The sequence below is a fragment of the Brevibacillus parabrevis genome, from assembly GCF_022701015.1.
GTDB lineage: Bacteria > Bacillota > Bacilli > Brevibacillales > Brevibacillaceae > Brevibacillus > Brevibacillus parabrevis.
This window is the reverse complement of sequence record NZ_CP064090.1, coordinates 3802149-3824029: the sequence shown is the minus strand read 5'-3', so window position 1 is coordinate 3824029 and position 21881 is coordinate 3802149. Positions and strand designations below refer to the sequence as shown.

The 21881-nt window shown below is 54.4% G+C and carries 4 protein-coding genes; all 4 read right to left on the bottom strand.

What is annotated here, in order from left to right; translation table 11 throughout:
- Positions 1–60 precede the first annotated feature (60 nt).
- The 4 genes from IRJ17_RS17920 to IRJ17_RS17905 all read right to left on the bottom strand — a co-directional run bounded on the left by IRJ17_RS17920 (position 61) and on the right by IRJ17_RS17905 (position 21836).
- Positions 61–8337, bottom strand: coding sequence for a non-ribosomal peptide synthetase/type I polyketide synthase (locus IRJ17_RS17920; protein ID WP_242771340.1), 8277 nt, complete (start codon positions 8335–8337; stop codon positions 61–63).
- On the bottom strand, positions 8330–12670 hold the full coding sequence (locus IRJ17_RS17915) for an SDR family NAD(P)-dependent oxidoreductase (protein WP_242771338.1): 4341 nt from the start codon (positions 12668–12670) through the stop codon (positions 8330–8332). The genes IRJ17_RS17920 and IRJ17_RS17915 overlap by 8 nt, the downstream gene beginning before the upstream one ends.
- 22 nt (positions 12671–12692) lie before the next feature.
- Positions 12693–13349: an HAD family hydrolase gene (locus tag IRJ17_RS17910; RefSeq protein WP_173599528.1), complete on the bottom strand. Its 657-nt coding sequence runs from the start codon at positions 13347–13349 to the stop codon at positions 12693–12695.
- A 90-nt stretch (positions 13350–13439) separates the two neighbouring features.
- Positions 13440–21836 carry an SDR family NAD(P)-dependent oxidoreductase gene (locus IRJ17_RS17905; RefSeq protein ID WP_242771336.1) on the bottom strand — a complete coding sequence of 2799 codons (8397 nt, stop codon included), beginning with the start codon at positions 21834–21836 and terminating at the stop codon, positions 13440–13442.
- Positions 21837–21881: the final 45 nt, after the last annotated feature.

Below are 21881 nucleotides of genomic sequence, written 5' to 3'. Positions count from 1 at the left end.
GCACGCCCAGTTTATTGAATTGACAAACCAGTCGCCCGGATGCGCGACGACTGGCACTGTTTACGTATGAACGACGCGCGAAACTAGCTGCTTCGCCAAATGGGCAAAGCCCTGCACCAGTTTTTTCAATTCGGCCGCTTTGAACAGCAGGCTGTCGTACTCCAGATGAATCCTGATCCGCTCCTCGCTGTCGACTTCCCAGCCCCAGACGGCATTGAAGGAAGACGATACGGCTTGTGAAACAGCAGGAACCAACGGGTACAGCAAAAACATCGTTTTGTCCTGCTCCCGTCCGATCCGATACGGCGGAACAGATGGGAATGATTGGTGCTGCTCCGCTTGGGCGACCTTTTCCTTGACTGTCATGAACAGCGAGTCAAAGTCAGACATGCCGGAAAAGTCAAGCGTAACCAACTGGAGCTGCTCGCGTTTGTTCAACAGGTGGATCGAGATGCTCGCTTCGTTCGACACCTGCTTGAGCAAGTAAAACAGCAGTGCAAGCATGACTTCCTCGATGCGCATTTCATGAAGCTGGGCGATTTGGAATAAGCCCTTTGCCGTGGCAGGGGGCAGTTCCAACGCCAAAGGCAAGCTTTCGCCGGAATCGCTTGCCGACAGGAAGTAGTGAGTCGGCAGGGAAACCCCGCGCTTGCCCGCTCCTTGCGAGGCAAAGACCGCCGCTTCGATGGACGCAGCCAGCCGCTCTATGGTCGGATGGGTAAAAATATCCGCTACGTGGATTTGCAGTCCAAATTGTTCTTTGATCTGCTCCTGCATCAGCACCACCGTAAGCGATGTTCCGCCCAGATCGAAGTACGAATCCGCGGCGCTGATTTGCTCCAGATGCAACAGCTTTTTCCAGATGGAAGCCAGCTTTTCTTCCACCTCGGTAGTCGGCTGCCTGAACGGTTTGGAGCTGACCAGCTGTGTTTGCTGCAACGACTTCAGCTTCTTGCGGTCGACTTTTTGGTTATGGTTCAACGGAATTTGCTCGATCACGAAAAATTGCTGCGGGATCATATAAGCGGGCAGCTGCTCCAGCAGGAACCCTTTCAGCTCATCGATCTCGATCGTCGCCTCTGCCGCGAGTACCAGGTAGCTCGTCAAGCCTTTCTCGTCATCTGCAGCGGATTTCCCGGAACGTTCCGCCAGCGACTCCAGCACGACGACATTGTCGCGAATCCCGGGATACGCGGAAATGACCGCCTTGATCTCAGCCAGTTCGATGCGGAAGCCGCGAATTTTTACTTGATCGTCAATCCTGCCCGCGCACTGAATCGTGCCATCCGCCATAAAACGCGCGATGTCGCCTGTCCTGTACATCGTAGGCTGCATCTCGCCGTCGAACGGATTGGCAACAAACCGCTCGGCCGTTAGCGCCGGATTGTTGATATACCCGAATGCCACACCCATGCCGCCGATGTACATTTCTCCGTAGACGCCCACGGGAACGGGCTTTTTGTCCCGGTCCAAAATATAAATTTGCGTATTGGCGATGGGCTTGCCGATTGTCAGTTGCTCTGCATCGGTAATCTCGGCAATCGTGGACCAGATCGTCGTTTCAGTCGGCCCGTACATGTTCCAGAAGGAGCCGACCTTGCCGAGCATTTCTCGCGCCAAGTCTTGCGGCAGGCTTTCTCCACCGCATAGCGCTTTCAGTTGCGGATTGCCTGTCCAGCCGGACATGAGCAACATTTTCCACGTGGCTGGCGTCGCCTGCATCACGGTGATCCCGTGCGTTTCGAGCAAGCGGCTCAACTGCCTGCCATCCGCCATCTCCGTTTTGCTGGCAAGAACGACTGTCGCTCCAGTGATGAGCGGCAAATACAGCTCCAGCCCGAAAATGTCAAAGGAGAAGGTCGTCACGGACAGCAGCTTATCTGCGGCTGTCATGCCCGGTTGGCTCGACATGGACAGCAAAAAGTTGCCCAAAGCGCGATGCGGAACCATGACCCCTTTCGGCTTTCCTGTAGAACCGGATGTAAAGATGATGTAAGCCGTCTGTGACGGTTCGATTGCAGCGGACAGCGGCGAGGAAGACTCTTGCTTAATCTCGCTCCACTCCTGATCCAAAAGCACGAGGCTTTGGCAGCGGAGCTTGCCGTCTGCGAGCAAATCGCTGGTGGAAATCATCACGTTGACACCAGCATCTTCTTGAATCTGCTGCAAGCGCTGCAACGGAATGCTGGCATCGAGCGGAACATAAGCGCCCTCTGCTTTCAGGACAGCCAGCATGGCGATCACCATGTCAAGCGAACGCTCGATGTATATGCCTACGGGCTGTTCCCGCGTCACCCCTCGTTTTTGCAAGTACCGGGCCAGCTTGTTTGCCGCCTGCTCCAACTCCCGGTAGCTCAGGGACGCTGCTCCCAGCGATACGGCTGCTTTGTCCGGATGTTGTTCCACCTGGCGCTCAAACAGCGACAAGACGTTAGCGCCTGGGTCCACCTGCTGCCGCGTTTGGTTAAAGCCGACCAGCACCTGCTGTTGTTCCTGCCCGGACATGATCTCGACTTTTGCCAAGGCAGCTTCCGGCTCGGCTACCGCCTGCTGCATGATCTGCGCGAAGTAGCGCGCCATGCGCTCCATCGTTTCTTTGGCAAACAGCTTCGTGGAGTATTCAATCTCGCACCCGATTTGCGGCCCTTCCTCCCAAGCGGTAAAGCGGATGCTGAACATGGCTGTTTTATGCTTGTAAAACGAAGTAATCTCCTGGACCCCGCCGATTTGGTCGGTCTTGTCGTACACATCGCGGAAACTGAACATCGTTTCAAACAATGGATTTCTGCTCAAATCGCGCTGAATATCCAAATTGTTGATTAACTCTTCGAACGGATAGTCCTGATGGTCGAGCGCAGCAGAAATCGTTTGCTTGACGGTTTGCAGCAACTGGGTGAAGGAGTCGGCAGCATCGACGCTCAGTTTCAAGGCAACCGTATCGACGAAGGCCCCGATGAGATTTTCCAGCTCCGTCTGCTTCCGCCCGGATACGGGGGTTCCGACGATGACCGTCTCTTGCTGGCATATTTTCGACAAGAGGACAGCGTATACAGCCAATAGTCCCATGTTGACTGTAGCCGCTTCCTGTTTCAGCATGCTTTTGAACCGCTCGGTTGTCTCGCGATCAATATGAAAGGAAACGAAATCTCCCTCAAAGCTCTGGACAAGCGGAGGCTTGAAATCGGTCGGTAACTGCAGCTTCGTTTCGTGCTCGCCATTCGCGAATTGCGCCAGCCAGTATTGTTTCTGTTTTTCAAAGGCGGGAGTGCCTCGCATGGCTGCATGCCATTCCGCGTAATCTTTGTACTGCACAGGCAATGCGGGCAATTCCTCGCCCTTGTAAAAGGCCAGAAAATCTTTGATCAGCAGCTGATACGACGTCTCGTCTGATATGAGGTGATGCATGTCAATGAGCAGCAGCTTTTTGCTTGGCTCATAACCAACGCGAATGAGCGGTGCTTTTTCCAGGTCAAACGGCCGGATAAAAGCAGAGATCGCCGCCGCCATTCCTTCTTCCGGCAGCACCAGCTCCTCGATGGCAAATGCAACCGTCTCATGAACAGTCTGCACGACCTCTTGCCCGACAAAGCCAAAGGAGGTGCGGAAAATCTCATGACGCCCGATGAGCTGTTCGAAAATGTGCTGGATTTTGCCCGGCTCGACTTCCCCGTCCAATTGGTACACGCCCGGATTGTTGTAGACCGTTGTCAACGGGTGCATTTTTTGCAGGAAGTACACTCGCTTCTGAACGGACGTCAGCGGATAGTGGTCTTTGCGCGGTGCGACGCGAACCCCTCCCACCTGGCTCGGACTCGTCTGCTGCAAATAGGCAGAAAGTCCGGCGACAGTAGGATGGTGAAGAAAATAAGCCATAGGGATGCGTTCGTTGTACAGCTTCTGGATTTTTCCCACAATCGACAGGGCCATAATCGAGTCTCCGCCCAACTCAAACAAGCTGTCGTCAACACCGATTGGCTGCATGCCAAACTGCGCTTCCCATACCGCTGTAATTTGCTGTTCCCGTTCATCTCGCGGCGCGACATATTCCGTTGTCAAATCGGGCCGCTCGTATTTAACAGCGCTGTCAGGCTGCGGATAATCAAAGGCGATTCCCTCTGACACAAGCGGGAATTGCGCGTCCTGGTACCGGGTAATCAGCTCGTTTAAGTCATAGGCAGAGATGGCAACCTGCGGAAGCGAGATCGCCCCGACCCGGGAAAAGATGTGAACGCCTTCCGCTTCCGTGATCGCATGCGCCAGCTCCTCACCCGTCAACTGCCGATGCTTCTCCTCGATTTCCTTTGCCATTCCCGTCCCTTTCCATCTCTCCCAGTTGATCGACAAAACGGGAAACTGACTATTATTTCCATGGCAATAGTTTGCGAACGAGTCGAGGAACGCGTTTGCAGCGCAATAGCCTGCTTGCCCGATGGAGGGGATGTACGCACTCAAGGAAGAAAACAGGATAAAAAAGTCGAGCGGCCTGTCGCGCACAGCTTCATAAAGCAGCGATGTGCCCTCGACCTTGGCTGCCAGCATCTTTTTGCCGCTTTCTCTGGTGGAGCGCTGGATCATTTCCCCATCGGCGACGCCAGCAGCATGGAGCACTCCATTCAGTTCCCCGCCTAGGCGGTCTGCTTTTTGCAGCAGCTCTTCCACTTGGCGCTTGTCGCTGATGTCCGCATGGATGAGGTGAACGCTCCCGCCTGCCTGCTCGATTGCGCACAGTCGGCGAATCGTCTGCTTGAGCTTGTCGTCTGCGTTGTTGTCTGCAAGCAGCTCCTGCCATTTTTCCTTAGCCGGGAACAACGTCCTGCCCACCAAAATCAGGGTGGCTTGCGCCTTTTGCGCCAAAAAGTCGGCGATGGCCAGCCCAATTCCGCCCAAACCGCCCGTGATCAAGTACGTTCCTCCCGGCTTCAACTCCATGCTGTCACTGGGATCGAAGGAGACGGCCTCGTGCGTCGGCAGCCAAAAATGCTTGTTTTGATAGGCGACGATACCGTTCCAGGTTTGTGACAAAAGCGGGCGGACGAACGAATCGAGCGCCTTGTCCAGAGCGTTCGCTTCCGATGTGAAGTCACTGTCAAACAAATGGCAGCGAATCGTCGGGTATTCCAGCGGGATAACTTTGATCGGCCCTAGCATGATCGACTTTTGCGGGTTCAGCTTGCCAACATCGGCCACCGAGCAGACTCTGTTTGCCAAAACTTTTAGCTCCAGCGAATGTCCGTCAAAATGCTTGCCAAATTCCTTGGCAATCGCGAGCAAGCTGTAGTAGCCGTTGTCCAGTGTCATCTCCAGGCTCGGCAACGCCCCGGCCTCTTCTAAGCTCCACATGTGGATAACCTCATCGGGCGTGAACGAACTGTCTTTTAATTGTTGAAACAGCCAGTCGTAATCTTCGTCCTGGCCCGGATTGATCGCAAATTCGTTGCCGCGAATCTGCTGCCGCTGCGCACTTTTGCAAACGACAATACACTGCTCGCTCAACTGCTGTACTTTCTGCGTCAAAAGCTCACTGACTTTCGACTGCTCGGCAAAAATCAGCCGCCGCTTCTGTTTGTACGTACTGTCTTTGGCTGAAAAGACGGGGGTATGCCGCTTCCATGACGGAACGTAGTACCAGTCCTCGATCGGCTTCCTCGCCAACTGTTGCGAACTCGCTGCCTGCGGCTGAAACGAGGCCGCTTCCAGCCAGAACTTTTTGCGCATAAAAGGATAGGTGGGCAACGGAATCCGCGTTCCATCCGGGTTGACTTTGTCCCAGTCCAGCTTCACACCGTACTGCCACAGCTTGCCGAGCCGCTTGTACAGATGAAGCTGCTCCGAGACAGTGCTGTTGGCATACGGGATCAGGTTCAGTATGTTCTGCCCGGAAACAGATACGGTTCCAGCGTCGAACGTCCGTTTTGCCAGCGCACTCAAATCGTGTCCTGGCCCGATTTCGATAAATACGGCGCGCTGGTTTGCAAACAACTGGAGCGCTTTCGTAAACTGCACGGTGTCTTTTAACTGGCGCAGCCAATAGTCAGGAGCTGCCAAGTCTGCCTGCTCTGCCCATTCTCCTGTCACGCTGGAGAGAAAAGGAATTTGCATATCCTGAAAGGCTACCGGCTGTAAAGCGGCCTGATAATCGTCCAGTATCGATTCGACCCGTGACGTATGAATCACTTTGGGGAACGGCAGCGGCGTGCACATCCGTTTGTCCTGTTTCAGCTTCTCTTCCAGCTCCACAATGAGCGGTGTCGGGCCGCCGACTACGCAGGACGCTTGATTGTCGATGGCAATTTCCAGCGAGTCAGACAAAAACGGAGTCACTTCCGCCACAGAGAGCGGAATGCTCAGCATTTTGCCATCAGGCAGCCTGCGAAACAGCTCCCCGCGCTTGAGTACGAGCTGCAGCGCCTGTTCGAGCGTGAACAGCCCAGCGATGGTAGCCGCGATATATTCACCCAGACTGTAGCCGATCACGGCATCCGGTTGAACTCCCCACTCCATCACAAGCTGGGCCAGTGCGTACTCGAACACAAACAAAATCACTTGCCCGTGATCGAGGCTGGCGAGTGCCTGCTTGGCCTGCTCCTGCTGCTCATCACGCGGGAACAAAATGGAACGGTAATCGACCGGGGAATATCGTTGAAGCAGAGAGAAGCAATGATCGAGACTCTCTCGAAAAATTTGCTCCTGTTCATACAGTTCGCGCCCCATATTGACGTATTGCGAGCCTTGGCCGGAGAACATGAATACGATCTGTCCAGGCTCTCCATCCGCACGGTAAGCTTGTGCCTGCCGGGAGCCTTTATCCGTCAAGGCGCGGATCAGCTCGGTACGGCTCTTGCAAACGATTTGCTTGCGGTATTCAAATGACTTCCGGCCCTTTTGCAGGGTGTAGGCGACATCTTGCAGCTTGATCTCGGGGTGCTCTTCGAGATGCTTTGCCAGATTGTCTGCCATTTGTTCCAGCGATTCGCTGTTTTGCGCGGACAGCAAAACGAGCTGTGGCTGCTGCTCTGTATCCAGCGATTCGCTGACCTCTGGCGCTTCCTCGACGATCAGATGCGCATTTTGCCCCCCGACGCCAAACGAGCTGATTCCCGCCCGCAACGGATACGCTCCACGCTGCCATTCGCGCAGTGTGGTGTTGATCGCAAAGCGGCTGTTTTCCATGTCCAAAGCCGGATTGCTCCTGGCAAAATTGATCATCGGCGGGATCTGGCGGTGCTTCAGGGCGAGGACGGTCTTCACGAAACCCGCTACTCCTGACGCTGCATCGAGATGGCCGATGTTGTTTTTGACCGAGCCTAGGACGCACTCGCTTTGCCGCTCGCGAAACACTTGCTTGAGCGCCGTAAACTCGATGGAATCTCCAAGCTGTGTTCCAGTCCCGTGCGTTTCAATGTACGAGATGCTTTCCGCCTCTACATCGGAGAGCTGCAAGGCGCTTTGAATGACCTCTTTTTGCCCCTCGACGCTTGGAGCCATGTATCCCGCTTTGCGGTTGCCGTCGTTGTTGACGGCGCTGCCTTTGATAATCGCCCATATATGGTCTTTGTCCGCCAGCGCATTTTCCAGCGGCTTTAACACGACCACCCCGACGCCGTTCCCGAACAGAATGCCGGATGCCGCTTCGTCAAAAGCGCGAATTTGGCCGTTTTTTGACAGAAAGTGCCCTTCTTCGTACATATATCCGCTCTTGTGCGGAATCAAAATCGAGCAGCCACCTGCAATCGCCATGTCGCATTCGCCGCTGAGCAAGCTGCGGCAAGCGGCATGAATGGCGGTCAACGAAGTCGAGCATGCGGTGGTGAGCGTCAAGCTCGGCCCTTTTAAATTGAACTTGTAGGAAATGCGCGAGGCGAGGAAGTCTTTGTTGCTCAACTGGATTTCGGAAAAGAGATCCCGGTGCTCCCCTTCATATGAATACACTCTGGCATTCCAGCTGTAATTGCTCGATGCTCCGGCAAAGACACCCACTAATCCGGGATAATGGTCAGGGACGTATCCGGCGTCTTCCATAGCTTCCCAGGCTACCTCGTGAAACAGGCGAACTTGCGGGTCCATGACCAGAGCGTCTTTGGGGCTGTACCCGAAAAAGCGTTCGTCAAAATATTCAAACTGATCGATGATCGCACCAGCCTTGACGTAGTTTTCATGCTCGATCAGCTCTTGTGGTACTCCTTCTGCTCTAAGCTCGTCGTCGCTAAAAAACGTGATCGACTCCAGCCCGTCCTTGAGGTTGTTCCAAAATTGCTGGCGATTGTTCGCTCCCGGAAAGCGGCAGGATAAGCCGATCACGGCGATTTCCAGGCCGTTGAAGTTTCGCGTGTCAGCCATTTCGCACCTCCTTTCCTTTTTGGCGCAGCAGCTTTAATTTATCCATCCCTTTATGGACAATTTCAGAGCGATCGAAGCCATGATCGTTTGCCGCCGTATCGTTGTCTTCCGCTTTCAGGTACCCGGCCAGCTTGCGGATGGTCGGGTATTCGAACCAGGAAGAGATCAGAACAGGCTTCTGAATCGTTTTCTGAAGAATATCGTTGATCCCGACAATATCAAGCGACGTGACGCCTGCATCAAAGAAATTGTCGTCCAGTCCCATGTTCGCATTCCCAATCGCGTCCTGAATCGTCTCCTGCAGCAGTTGCTCCAGGGGAATCTCTTTCTGGCTCTCTTGCTTGCCTGCTTGTATGTAGCGAGGGCGGTTTACCCACTGCTCAAGCCGCGGCTCCAGGTCTGTCGTGGACACGATGACATGCTCTTCCTGGTGCAGAAGGGAAAACAAATGCGCAAACAGCTGTCGGCCTTCTGCGGGCGAAATCAATTGCTCCAGCCGTTCGCTTGTCGCTGTGCGGCTGCCTGGATCGGCAAGCGAAAAGTTCCAGGCGTCCCAACCGACAGACATCCATCGCGTTCGCTGCTGCCCTTGATTCATCTTTTGCACAAAGCTGTCCATGAATTGGTTAGCCGCCGTATAGGCAACGAGTCCGATTCCGCCGAGTATCGAGGACAGCGAGGAATTGACCAGGCAGTACCCGATCTCTTTTTCCCGGATCAGCTTTTCCAGAACGAGCAGCCCTGTTTGTTTGACCGCAAACTCCGCTTCACACATGTCGCGACGGATATGGGGGATCGCGTGCTGAAAGAAATCGCTCACGACTCTGCCAGCAGAAAAGATGATTCCGTCAATCCGTCCGATCGTCGCCTCTATCTCTTCCAAAAGAGCTTTCATTTGTGCTTCATCGCTTACATCGACCTGATACAGATGAATTTGGGCGCCCCATGCTTGCAACTGCATCAGTTCGCGAATTTTCTGGTGCAGCGGGTCGCTTGGGAGAGTGGTGGATATGTATTCCTCCCACTGCGTTTCCGGCAAAAATGGCGAACGCCCTGTCAAAATGATCGTAGCTGGACCGTGCTGGGCTAACGCCCCCGCTGCGGTCAAGCCAATTCCGCCCAAGCCGCCGAGAATCAGATGCACGCCGCCTGCTTCGGGCTGTGCAGTTGTCGGCGGGTCCAAGCGAAGCGGTTCAAACGTGCGCACCCATTTATGACGGTTGCGGATCGCGAGCAAGTTTTCCGGCTCTTGCTTCAGCAGCTCCTCCACAAGCAGCTTCATGCCAGGCTGCCCTTGTTTCACGAATGGTTCCGGCTCGATTTCCAGGAAAGCCGAGCGGACATTGCCAAATTCTTGCGTGAGCACCTGAGCCGCCCCGAGCGCCATAGCCTGCTGTGGCAGCAAAGCTTCGTTCCCGGTGATCGATTGAGACGCGGACGCAATCACGAAAAGCTGGATTTGCTGCTGCGGATCGAGCATGCCAAACGATTGGCCCAAGTGCAGCAGACGGTAAAACACAGACGGCTCGGCAGCCGGGGCAGCATCTGCGCACTCGCTTGCAAGGCTCCACAAGTGCACGATTTTCCAGGTCTGGCCCGGCGTAAACACTTCCCGCAACAGCGCGAGATACTGCTCCGTTTCTTCGGGATGAATCTCGTACGCATTCGGGTCCAGCTTGGAAAAGTGCTGCCCTGCCTTTACCGTGCACACGCGTTTTCCTTTTGCTTGCAGCGCTTGCTTGACCGCTTCGCCGATTCCGTCCGTATCGATAAACAGCAGGTAGGTGCCAGACTGCTCGTCGTCTGTACGGGTACGGCCAGATCCGTTGTATTGCTTCCACACAGGCCGATACAGCCACTTCTCCGGTTCGTTTTTGCGAGAAAGATTAGGCTGTGGCTGAGGGGCGGCGGTACGCGCTTTTTTCTCAAACCAATACTTGTCGCGATCGAACCCGTACGTCGGAAGGGACAGGCGGCTTCTGTTCTCGCCGGAGTACCGTTCCCGCCAATCAATCGCAGCCCCCTGCTGCCAAAGCTCGCCCAAGCTGTTGGCAAAACGCCACTCCGCCGACTCCATCTCTCCATGCGCAGGCAACAGATGGATGGCAGGAAGGCTGCATTCCGCCCAGGATGGCTGCTTCATCCCGATCCCAATGACAAGGTGAACATCGCTCTCCGTGAGCGGAGCCTTTGCTGTCGCTGGCAAAGTGGATGCTTGCATGGTGTGCAGCCAAAAGTTTGTCTGACCAACCAGCTCGCTCGTGACGGCAGTCCCGCCGGACAAGATAGCGTGATCCGCGCTGCCCGCTGGCATTGCCCGCAACAGCGAAGCCAGTTCAGCTTCGATCCGGCTTTGTTGTTCCTCTGCTGCCCGAAGCCACTTGTGTTTCAGGACGATGATTTTCGCGAGGTCGGACACGGTTGCCAGCTTCGCCTGATAGACAGCCGCAAACAAGCCTGCCCCGTCCGCAATCGCCACCTGCGGCTTGATTCCGAGAGAAACCAAAAAGTCGGCCAAGGCACTTTGGCAAAGAAACTGGCTCAGTTCCCCGTACATCGGGTCAAAAGCGTCGCCATGATGCAGCAGGTCGGCACCCGTCAAAAGGCGATCCAGGCTGGGCGCAGCCAACGCAGCTTTGGACAAGTCGTGGACATAACCGTCCAAGATGCGGGCAAAGCACTGTTCAGTCTGGTACAGCTCGCGCGCCATCGTGCAAAGCGCTTGGTTTTGCGCTGAAAACCAAAAAGCCGTGCGAAGCTCCTCCTGCCTGCTTTCGCTTGCCGTGCCGATTGCGGCTGCTTCCAGCAAGCGAGCAGCTTCTCCTACGGAAGAGCAAACCACCATTTTCCGATGCGAAAAATGAGCGCGCCCCGTCTGCAACGTATACGACACATCCGCAGGGGAAAGCGCAGGCTGGGCACGGAAAAATTGCGCCATTTTCCGGCACGTATTCGCCAATGCCTTTTCTGTTTTGGCTGAGAACAAAAACAGATGCTGCTGTCTCGCAGAAGCATCGGAAGCATAGACAGGAGCTGCTTCCAGAACGACATGGGCGTTTGTCCCGCCAATGCCAAACGAACTGACGCCTGCCTTCGGCGAATCGCTGACGTCTTTCCACGAACGCGGACGTGTGTTGACGTAAAAGGGACTATGCTCCAATGCCAGCTTCGGGTTCGGCTGCTCGTGGTGAATGCAAGGCGGGATCACTTGATGTTTCAGCGCGAGAGCTGTCTTGATTAGACCGATGATGCCCGCTGCCGTATCCAGGTGGCCGATATTCGGTTTGACAGACCCGATGGCGCAAAATTGGCGCGAGGTCGCCTCGGCCTGGAAAACCTCTTTGAGTGCTTTTATTTCAATCGCGTCGCCCAGCTCGGTTCCGGTTCCATGCGTTTCGATATAGCTGATTTCCCGCGGCGAAACGTTGGCGACGGTGAGCGCCTCGTGAATGACCTGCGCCTGACCGATTGGACTCGGCGCGGTGTACCCGATTTTTTCTTCTCCGTCATTGTTGACCGCCGTGCCACAGATGACCGCCTGAATGTTGTCGCGATCGCGAATCGCATCTGCCAACCGCTTCAAGACCACGATGCCGATGCCATTGCCAAAAACCGTTCCCGCAGAGTCGGCATCAAAGACACGGCAATGTCCATCCGGAGAAACCATGCCTTCTTTTTGGTAGACATAGCCTGCTGTCTGTTCACTGCGGATCGTCACGCCCCCTGCCAGCGCCATGTCACACTCGCCATTCAGCAGACTTTGGCTGGCCAAATGAACCGCGACCAAGGAGGAAGAGCACGCTGTCTGCACATTGACGGAAGGACCGCGCAAGCCGAGCTTGAACGACACCTTGGAAGCGAGAAAATCTTTTTCGTTGCCGATGCCGATTTGCACGTGCCCAAGCCGTTTTACCAGCTCCTGATCTTCGTACAGACGCAAAAAGTAGCTGCTGATGCACGAGCTGGCGTACACGCCCACGACAAGACGCTCGATATCCTGGACGCAGCCCGCATCCTCAAGCGCTTCCCAGGCGCATTCGAGAAAGACGCGATGCTGCGGATCGGTAATCTCGGCATCCTTGGCTGTATAACGGAAAAAGCCCGCGTCGAAATACGCTGTATCGTTCAGGACGGCCCCTCTTTTTACATAGTGCGGGTCGTGAAGGAGATCAGCAGGAACGCCTGCCTCCTTCAATTCCTCATCCGTAAACGTCTTGATCGATTCCACACCGCGGACGATGTTTTGCCAAAAAGCCAAAGGGGTATCGCCATCGGGAACACGGCAGGACATGCCGACGATCGCGATTTTTGAATGGATCAACTCTTCATCCACCACTCCACTCACTCCCGTTTATTTATAATGACACTCTCGGGTGTTGAAAAAGGGTTTGCAATGCCTGTCTCAGTTCGTCGACACTGTACGCAAAAAAAGTAGGAGCTTCCTGCTGGAGCACCTCTACCGAATTATGGCCCCAGGCGACTGCGATGCTTTTCACTTGCGCCTCCCTGGCACAGATCAGGTCGTTTTTCCCGTCGCCAACAAAGACGGAGTGATCAATACCGGATTGCAATTGCTCAATGGCAACAAGCAGACTTTCCGGGTGCGGCTTTGGATGGGTGACATCATCGGAACAGACCACCCCATCAAAATAATCGATCAAGCGAAATTCTTCCAGGATGTGGATGGTGCGCTTGCGATCCTTTCCCGTACACAATCCGCATTTCCAGCCTTCCTGTTGAATGAATCGCAGCACGTCTTCCATCCCCGCCACAATCTCGATCAGGTGGATGTTGGAGCTGGCGATTTTGCGATAATGCTCGACCATGCTCTGGGGCAGGTTCATTTTGGCGAAAATATTCGGAATCGAATCGCCGCTGTGTCCAAGAAACTCCTCAAAGGAAGGGAGCGGACCGTCGGAAACGAGCTGAAAGCTGTCATAGAACGCCTTGCGCTGCACCTCAAGCGAATCAATAATCACTCCATCGAAGTCAAACACGACACTTTTTTGCATACGCTTCTCCTTTAATCCTGTCATTGTCCAAAGCGGGAGCAGCCATCGGAAGCGCAAGGCACTCCGGACAGCTGTCTCCCCGATGGATTTTTACCGTTTTCCCCGTTGCTGGCGCAGGCTTTTCCGCAGCTCGCCCCGCTGCGTGCTTTGCTGCAAGTAATCGGTTTTGCTGATCTGTTTGTCCTGTAAAAACGAAGCCAATGAGCGGATCGTCGGATATTTGAACAAGTCGGCCATCTCAATCGTCGTTTGCCATTCCTTTTCCAAACGGTTTTGCACTTGCATCAGCAACAGCGAGTGTCCGCCCAGCTCAAAAAATCCGTCGTCTACGCCGACAGGCTCTTTTCCCAATATGTCTTGCCAGATGCTCACGAGCAGCTCTTCCATGCGATTTTGCGGAGGAACGATGTGCGAGCTTCTCGGTCTGGTGGCCTCAACGGCTGGCAAAGCATTGCGGTCGATTTTGTTCGGGCCGACCATCGGAAACGATTGCAGTTCCAGCCAAAAGGACGGAACGAGATAGCTCGGCAGCAGTTGCTTCACTTGGCCGATGATCGCTTTTTCCGCTTCGCTTTGTTTCAGCACATAGTAGGCGACAATCACCGGCTCGCCGTTCTCGTCGTAGATCGCTTTGACAACGCTTTTCAACATGCAATCCAGCCCGTCGATCACGCTCTCGATCTCGTTCAGGTCTACGCGGTAGCCGCGGATTTTCAGTTGCGAATCGTTTCGGCCGTCGTATTCCAAGCAGCCGTCCGGCAACAGTCGACCGTAATCACCGCTTCTGTACAGCCTGCCCGTCCCTGTTCGCGGATCGCCGACAAAAGCGTTGGCCGTCTCTTCCGGCCGATTCCAGTAGCCCGGAGACAAGTAGTCGCTTTGATAAAAAAGCTGGCCCGATTCGAAAATGCTCACTTCCCGGCCGCTTTCGTCGAGAATCCGCAGCTCTATGCCATCCACGACATATCCGGCTGGCGTTTTGGCCTGCGGGACGGCCATGTTTTTGTTCATGATGTAAAAGGAAATGACCATCAATTCCGAGCAGCCCAGGAAATTGACAAACAGGCAGTCGTCCGCGCATTTTTGCCTGTACAACTCAAAGTCGGTGCCGGAAACGACCTCGCCCCCCAGCAAAACCATGCGGATATGGGGAAGCTGTACAGCGTCGTCCAGATTCTTCATGAAAAAGCGGAAGACGGAAGGGACGGAATGGAACAGCGTAATCTGCTCCTGATTCAGCCAGTGCGCGAATCGCGGCATGCTTCCGTCCAGCTTGAAATCGTAAAGATGCAGCGCAGCCCCGTTCAGCAGGCTGCCCAAAATATCGAGAATGCCAATGGCGTGACTGTACGAAGTCAGCAAGGCGATGCGATCTTGCGAATGAAGCCGCAGTTCCTTGCTGAGCTGCGCCAGATAGTAGTAGACGTTTGCATGGCTCTGCATCACTCCCTTTGGCCTTCCCGTGGAGCCTGACGTATAGAGGATAAAGGCGATGTCCTCGCCCTTGATGCTCAGCTCCAGGTTCTCTTCCGAAGCACCGCCAGTTTCTTCCGACAGATTGATCGTGGTCATGTCGAGCATCGCCTTGCCCGCCACTTCTGCTGCCAAAGCGAGGTTTTGCGAATCGGTCAGCAGGATGGCCGATTGCGTATCGCCGAGCATGTAAGCCAACCGCTCTGCTGGAGCGCTTCGATCCAGCGGCACGAAGGGCACCCCTGCTTTCAGCGCGCCGATCAAGGCAACGGCCATGTCCAGCGTGTTGCCAAAGAGCAGGGCAACAGGTGCGTGTCCGCTTGTTTGAGCCGTACGCTCTGCGATTTTCCGGGCAACGCGATTCGCCCTGGCATTGAGCTGTCTGTAATCCAGAACAGCGGAGCCGTGTTTGACGGCGATCTGGTCGGGGTACTGCGCGACTTGCTGTTCAAACCGCGACACGACCGTTGCAGCAGGCTCGTCGAAGGAAAAAGGCTGGTACTCGCAAGACGGCACAACCGCCTTTTCCCTGCCCTGCACTTCACTTTGCTGCAAAATCGGCAATTCGCCGATCAGCAAGTCCGGATTTTGCGTGATGCTCGCAAGCAATTTGCGGTACTCAGCAAACAGGTACTCGACCGTCTCCTGCCTGAACAAGTCTGTGCGGTAAAAGCATTCCAGACAAATGCCTGCGCCTGTCTCGTATAAATGGATATTCAGATCGGCTTTCGTTGTTTTTGCCGTGACCGGATACGCAGAGAGCTGCAAGTCTCCGTCATGCGTTCCTGCATCCTCTGCCCGGTTTTTCATGCTCTGGTAGTTGAAGATCGTATCGTACAAAAAGGTGCGGCTCGGGTCGCGCTTCACGTCGAGCTGATCCAAAATCAGTTCAATGTGAAAATCCTGATTTTCCAAAGCTGCCAGCAGGCTCGCCTTTACTTCGTGGAGGAAGCCGCGGAAGCTTTTTTCCCTCTCCGGTCGATTGCGCAGGACGAGCGAATTGACGAACATGCCGACGATCTCTTTCACGTCCTCGTGGTTTCGGCCTGCTTGCGGAATGCCTACCAGTATGTCCGATTCTCCGCTGAGTCTCGCCAGCCAGGCGTAATAAGCCGCAAGCATCGTCATAAACCAGGTAACCTGTTGTTCCTGGGAAAATTTCTTGATGTTCTCGCTCAATTGTTGATCCAGCTCTACAATAATCCGGTTGCCGTCAAAGCTAAGCGAAGCCGGGCGGGGAAAATCTGTCGGCAGATGCAGGACAGGCAATTTCCCTTCCAGTTGCTGCAACCAGTACGCTTTCTGTGCCCGGTAAGCGGCTGACTGGGCAAACGCGTGCTGCCACTCGGCGTAATCTTTGTACTGGACGGCCAATGGCGGAAGCGACTTGCCGCTGTACAGTTCCGCAAAGTCTTTTATCAACAAATTAATGGACGTTCCATCGGAAATGATGTGATGGATGTCGAGTGCCAGAACGCTTTTTTGTTCCCCGAGCTTGATCAGCCCTACGCGGAACAGCGGTGCCTGAGTCAGATCGAACGGCTGAATAAACTGTTCCACATCGCGCTCCACGGAATGCTCATCCGATGTCAGCGAGATTACCCGGAAGTCAACATGCGGGTGCACAATCTGGACAATCTCGCCGTCCACTGCTTGAAACGAGGTACGCAAGCTTTCATGTCGCTCGATGATTTTCGCAAATATGCGTTCGATTTTTTCGGGTTCAATCGATCCTTCCAGCAAAACAGCGGTCGACTCGTTGTATCCCACTGTATTCGGGACAAGCCCCTGCAAGAAAAAGACTCGCTGTTGCGCAAGCGAGGTCATGTAATGAGGCTTGGCAGCAACTGGCGCTATGGCCTGCTGTCTCGCCTGCTGGTTGTTTTGAATGAATGCCGCGATGTTCTCAATCGTTTTTTCCTGAAAAAAGTCTGTCAACGTCATATTGGCATGGAACTGCTTGCGGATGCTCGTGCTGACGTGAATCGCCTTGAGCGAATCGCCGCCCAGTTCAAAGAAATCATCCGCTATCCCGATTGGGGCTATGCCTAAATCATTTTCGTAAATGGCGCACAGCGCTTTTTGCAAATCGGTTTGCGGCGGGACATACTCTACGGATAGCGGCGGCCTTTTTCCCTGAATCCGTACGCTCGTCGATTGCTGCTCGTCGCTCCTGCCCCATCCGTCCTGATTGCTGTCGCGCCTTTTCTGCACACGGCTTTCGAGGTCTGTCGTGGAAATGATGACGGTAGAAGCGCCAGACGCGAGCATTTTGCCGAATATTTCACGTCCCTCTTCCGGCAAGATGCCGACCTGGCCGAGATCATGTCCAGATGTGCCTGCCGTCATCCATTTGGCGAGATCGAGCGTGATGCTTTGCCTGTTTCCGTCACTGATCCGTTCGGCGACCGAACCGGATACGGCGATCATCGTGTAGTTGCGAATCTCAACGAGCACACGTCCCGCCTCGTCCATGATCTGGATATCGAAGCTCGCCAGGCCGTCTTGCGGGAACTCTACGTCCAAATACTTGCAGTAGCTGTAAATGCGCCGCGGCATTTTGCCATAAACGGCAAGCGATTCGTAGGACAGCGGAATGAACATTTCTGTTTTGTCGATAAAGCCGAGCAAAAAGCTCGTTGCTGAGTCGAGCATCCCCGGGTGCAAGTGATAGTCGTCCAGATCGGCTGCATATTTTTCGGGCAGCTCAATCACCGCTAGTCCTTCTGCTTTCCCGGCCATGACCTGGCGAATGTTGCGCCATCTTTCCCCGAAGATCAGATAACCTCCGTGCTTCTTGTGATCCGCGTCGGTAAACAGCACATCCTTATCGGCACAACGCTCTTTCAGCGCTTCCAGATGGATCGTCTCAAACGGCTGCTCGACCGTCTCGACTGTCCCGGTAACATGAGGCAGCCATGTATCTGCTTCTGGACGCATACGGCTGTACACTGTAAACGAATAGCCTTCACGACTATTCGGAGTGAACAGGAGCAGCACTTCTTTTTCCTCTTGCTCGCGTACCGTTATCGGCGTGTGGAAATGCACGTTTTGCAGGACGTAAGGCTTTTTCAGCATGCTTTTGCCGGCAGCTTCCCGCACCATTTCGATCAGTGCCGTTCCCGACAGCACCCCATGTTCCTCTGTGCGATGATCCTGCAAAACCCAGTGCTGCTGCAAGCTGAGTCTGGCAAAAAACAGCTCTTTGCCCCCCGCCTGAAAGCTGTAGTCAAACAGCGGATGCTCCAGCGCTTGCTTCGAAGCTGGCGCGATCCCGGACTTGACGGCCATCCCTACGTTTTTCCATATATCCCATTTCAGATTGGTGAAAGCCACTTTGCCTTCCCGGTTGCGATAGTCGGCATACGCGTCCAAAAAGGCATTGGCCGCATTGTAATCGGACTGCCCGATCATCGGGGAGATCGTGCTGATAGACGAGCAGAGCACAAAAAAGTCCAGGTCGTTTTCCCGCAGAATCCGGCTCAAATTCAGGCAACCCGTGGCTTTGGAGTGAATGACCCGGTGCGTCGCCTCCTTGGTTGCCTGCTGGATCAAGCTGCTGCCCGGAAGCCCGGCGGCATGGATCACACCTTGAATCGCTCCTGCTTCCTGCTGGGCGCGCCGCAGTGTCGCAGCAAGCGCGGAGAAGTCGGACACATCCGCCTGATAGACGAAAACTCGCGCTCCTTTTTGCTCCAGCTTTTGCATGCGGGCGATTTTAACCGAGATTGGGTCTTGCTTGCCGTGATCCCGCAGCCAGTTGCCCCACTCTTCTTTTGCAGGGAAGAACGACCGCCCTACAAGAATGATGCTGGACTTGCAGTGGCTGGCGATGTAATCGGCCAGCTCCAGTCCGATGCCGCCGATTCCCCCGGTAAGCAAATAAACGCCATCGTCTTTGAGCTTTGCCCCCGAACGGGATACGGGCGATGTCCGATCATAGTGGGGAAGCCATTTCGCCTTTCCGCGCAGAGCGAACAGCTCATCTTGCCTTCCCTCGATCTCTTGCAAAAGCTGATCGACCAGACCGGAAGTGACAAGCTGCTCCTGGCCGGAAATATCGATCAACTGGCAGCTTCGATCGGGAAACTCCAACGGAATGCCGCGAACGAGGCCAAGCAGCGTCGCTTTCCAAGGGTTAATCTCTTCGCTGCCGAGCACATCAAAGAGACGATTCGCCACGACAGCAAGTTGAATCGCCGTCGATCCATCCCGTTCATCCAGCGCTTGTACGAGATGCAGGAGACTGTCGTAGTTTTCTTCCAGCATGCGCTCTGCTTGCTCCTGATCCTCTTCCACGAAGTCTTCTTCTGAAAGCGAAAAGTACAGGATCGCATCCGGTTCCGCTTGCGTTTTCTGATCAAACGCTTGCAAAGCATTCCTGTAGGCTGCTTTGCTGTTATCTGCCAGCCCGTATCCGTTGTCAGCCCCAGCGACAGGAGCGCCGTTCCGGGCTACAAAAAAGAGCTGCTCAAAATGGCGCTTGCACGCTTCCACAACCGCTTCGTCCAGCCTTGTATCGTGGAAAATGATTGCGGACCGCCGCAGCTTTGGCGCAGACTTTGCGGACGATTCTGAAAACGCCGCCCGTTTCCATGTCGGTGCGTAATACCAATCGGCGGCATCCTTTTGCGCCGACGCCTGCTCCTTTATTTGCTGCAAAAACGCGTTCCCCAGCTTTACCGGGTCATCATCCAAAAAGTAGCGATTCCGCTCAAAAGGATACGTAGGCAACGGAATCCGCCCTTTTTCCGCTCGTTTATGCAACGCTTCCCAATGGATAGTTGCTCCCCTGCTCCACAGCTCCCCGATCCATGTCCAAACAGCAGCTTCACACGCAGACAACGCAACCCATTCCTGCACAGGCCAGCCAGCGTAATCGCCTGCGTTTTCTGTGTTATTTCCTAGGAAAGCGACGATCGTCTTCGGCGTTTGGCAAAGAGCGGCAAGCCCGGCTGCAAACGAGAGCGGCGCAGTCAGCGCTGCATGCCAAAAGCTGCGATCCTGGCAATGCTCGCGGAACAGCTTTTCGCCGTTTCCGGCAGAAAACAGCGGGATGCGCGGTTGGGAAATCGGGTTCTCCGTAATCGCTGTGATCTCGTTATCCAGGAAAGCAACAAAAGCATGCTCAAGCGCTACTGCCTCTGCCAGCGTGACCGCTACGAAATTTCCGCTTCGGAAGCCAACGATTCCGAAAGGCTGCTCCTGGCAAGCGAACGTGACTTTTGCAAAGGCATATACAAACAGGAAGTGGATCGCTCGAAGCTGTGTCGCGTCCTTTACCCCCGGAGCAAACAACTGTTGCAAATCCAGCTTGCTGTGCGAACCGATTTTGCCCAGACATTGCGTCATTTCCTCTCGAAACGGTCGGTAGTTTTGGTACAGTGCGAGCGCAAGTTGCGCGATGTGCGCATCCCCGCTAATCTCCGGCACGAGATACAGGGCAGTCGCTTCCCCCTTTTCCACGGTGCGGAGCGGAAGACTTTTCGCATCCAATTGCGGAAGCATCTCCTGATAACTTCGCGCAATCAAATAAGCACGATTGGACAAAGCCATTCTCCCTGCTTGCAGCGTATATGCGGCATCGCGCAGGTCGATATTGGGCTGTTGCTTCAGGTGGCTTTTGAAGCGGCTGATTTGCTCCTGCAAAGCCGTTTTCGTTTTGGCGGAAAAGACAAACAAGCGAGCTTCCTCTGTGGCTGCTCGCTTTTCGCGTATGGGCGCTTCTTCCAAAATGACATGCGCATTCGTCCCGCCGATGCCAAAAGAGCTGACGGCTGCCCGGCGCGGAGTGGTTGCCTGATTCCAGTCGCGCAAGGAATGATTGATGTAAAACGGCGTATTCTCGAACTCGATTTTCGGATTCGGATTGAGCACATGAAGCGACGGGGGAATTTGTTTGTTGGCCAACGAAAGAATCGTTTTGATCAAGCCTGCAATCCCAGCCGCTTCATTCAGGTGCCCAATGCTCGACTTTACCGAGCCGATCGCGCAGTACGCCTTTTTATTCGTCTGAAAAGCTCGTTTGAGCGCTTCGACTTCGATGGAATCACCAATTTTCGTCCCGGTCCCGTGGGCTTCTACCATGGTGATGGATTCCGCATCCACTTCCGCCATCTGGAGCGCTGCTTCGATGACTTCTTTTTGCCCTTGAATGCTCGGGGCAGAAAAACCAGCCTTGCGATGGCCGTCGTTATTGATCGCTGATCCTTTGATGACGGCGTAAATATGATCCTGGTCTTTGATCGCGTCCTGCAACGTTTTCAAGACGACCACTCCCGCGCCGTCACTGATGAGCGTCCCTGCGGAAGAGGCGTCAAAGGCACGGCAATGACCATCTGGCGAGTAAATGAGGTCGTCGGAATAGTAGTAGCCTTTTTTCGACGGGAGGGAGATGTGGACACCGCCCGCAACCGCGATACTACACTCGCCGTTTAGCAAAGCCTGGCTGGCCAGGTGAACGGCAACCAGCGACGTCGAGCAAGCGCTCAGCACGGAGACGCTTGGGCCTTTCAACTTTAACTTGTAGGAAATAGATGTGCACAGGTACTCGCGAAAGCTTACATTGAAAGTGGGGTTCTCATTAGCGAGCATTTGTCTCAGCAGCCAGTTTACATTTTCGGTACTTCCTGCGTACAAGCCGATCTGGCCTTTGTACACCTCAGGATTGTAGCCCGCATGCTCCAGGGCGTTTAGGACCACTTCGTGAAAAACTCTGATTTGCGGGTCCAGTACGGTTGCTTCACGGGGGGTATAATCAAAGAAGGCCGAGTCAAACTGGTCGATCCCTTCCAGATACCCTTTTGCTTTTACATAATTCGGGTCGTTGCATAGCGCTGGATCGATTCCGGATTGCAGCATTTCCTCCTCGGAAAAAAACGAGATCCCTTCGACTCCATTTTTGAGATTGTCCCAAAATTGGTTGGCATCATTTGCTTTTGGAAATTTGCAATCCATGCCAATGACAGCGATTTCCAGCCCTGTATACGTCTGATCGTCGTATTTATGCCCCATGGTAAACTCCCATTTCCCTTTTCAAATTTGTTTACAGCCAAAATA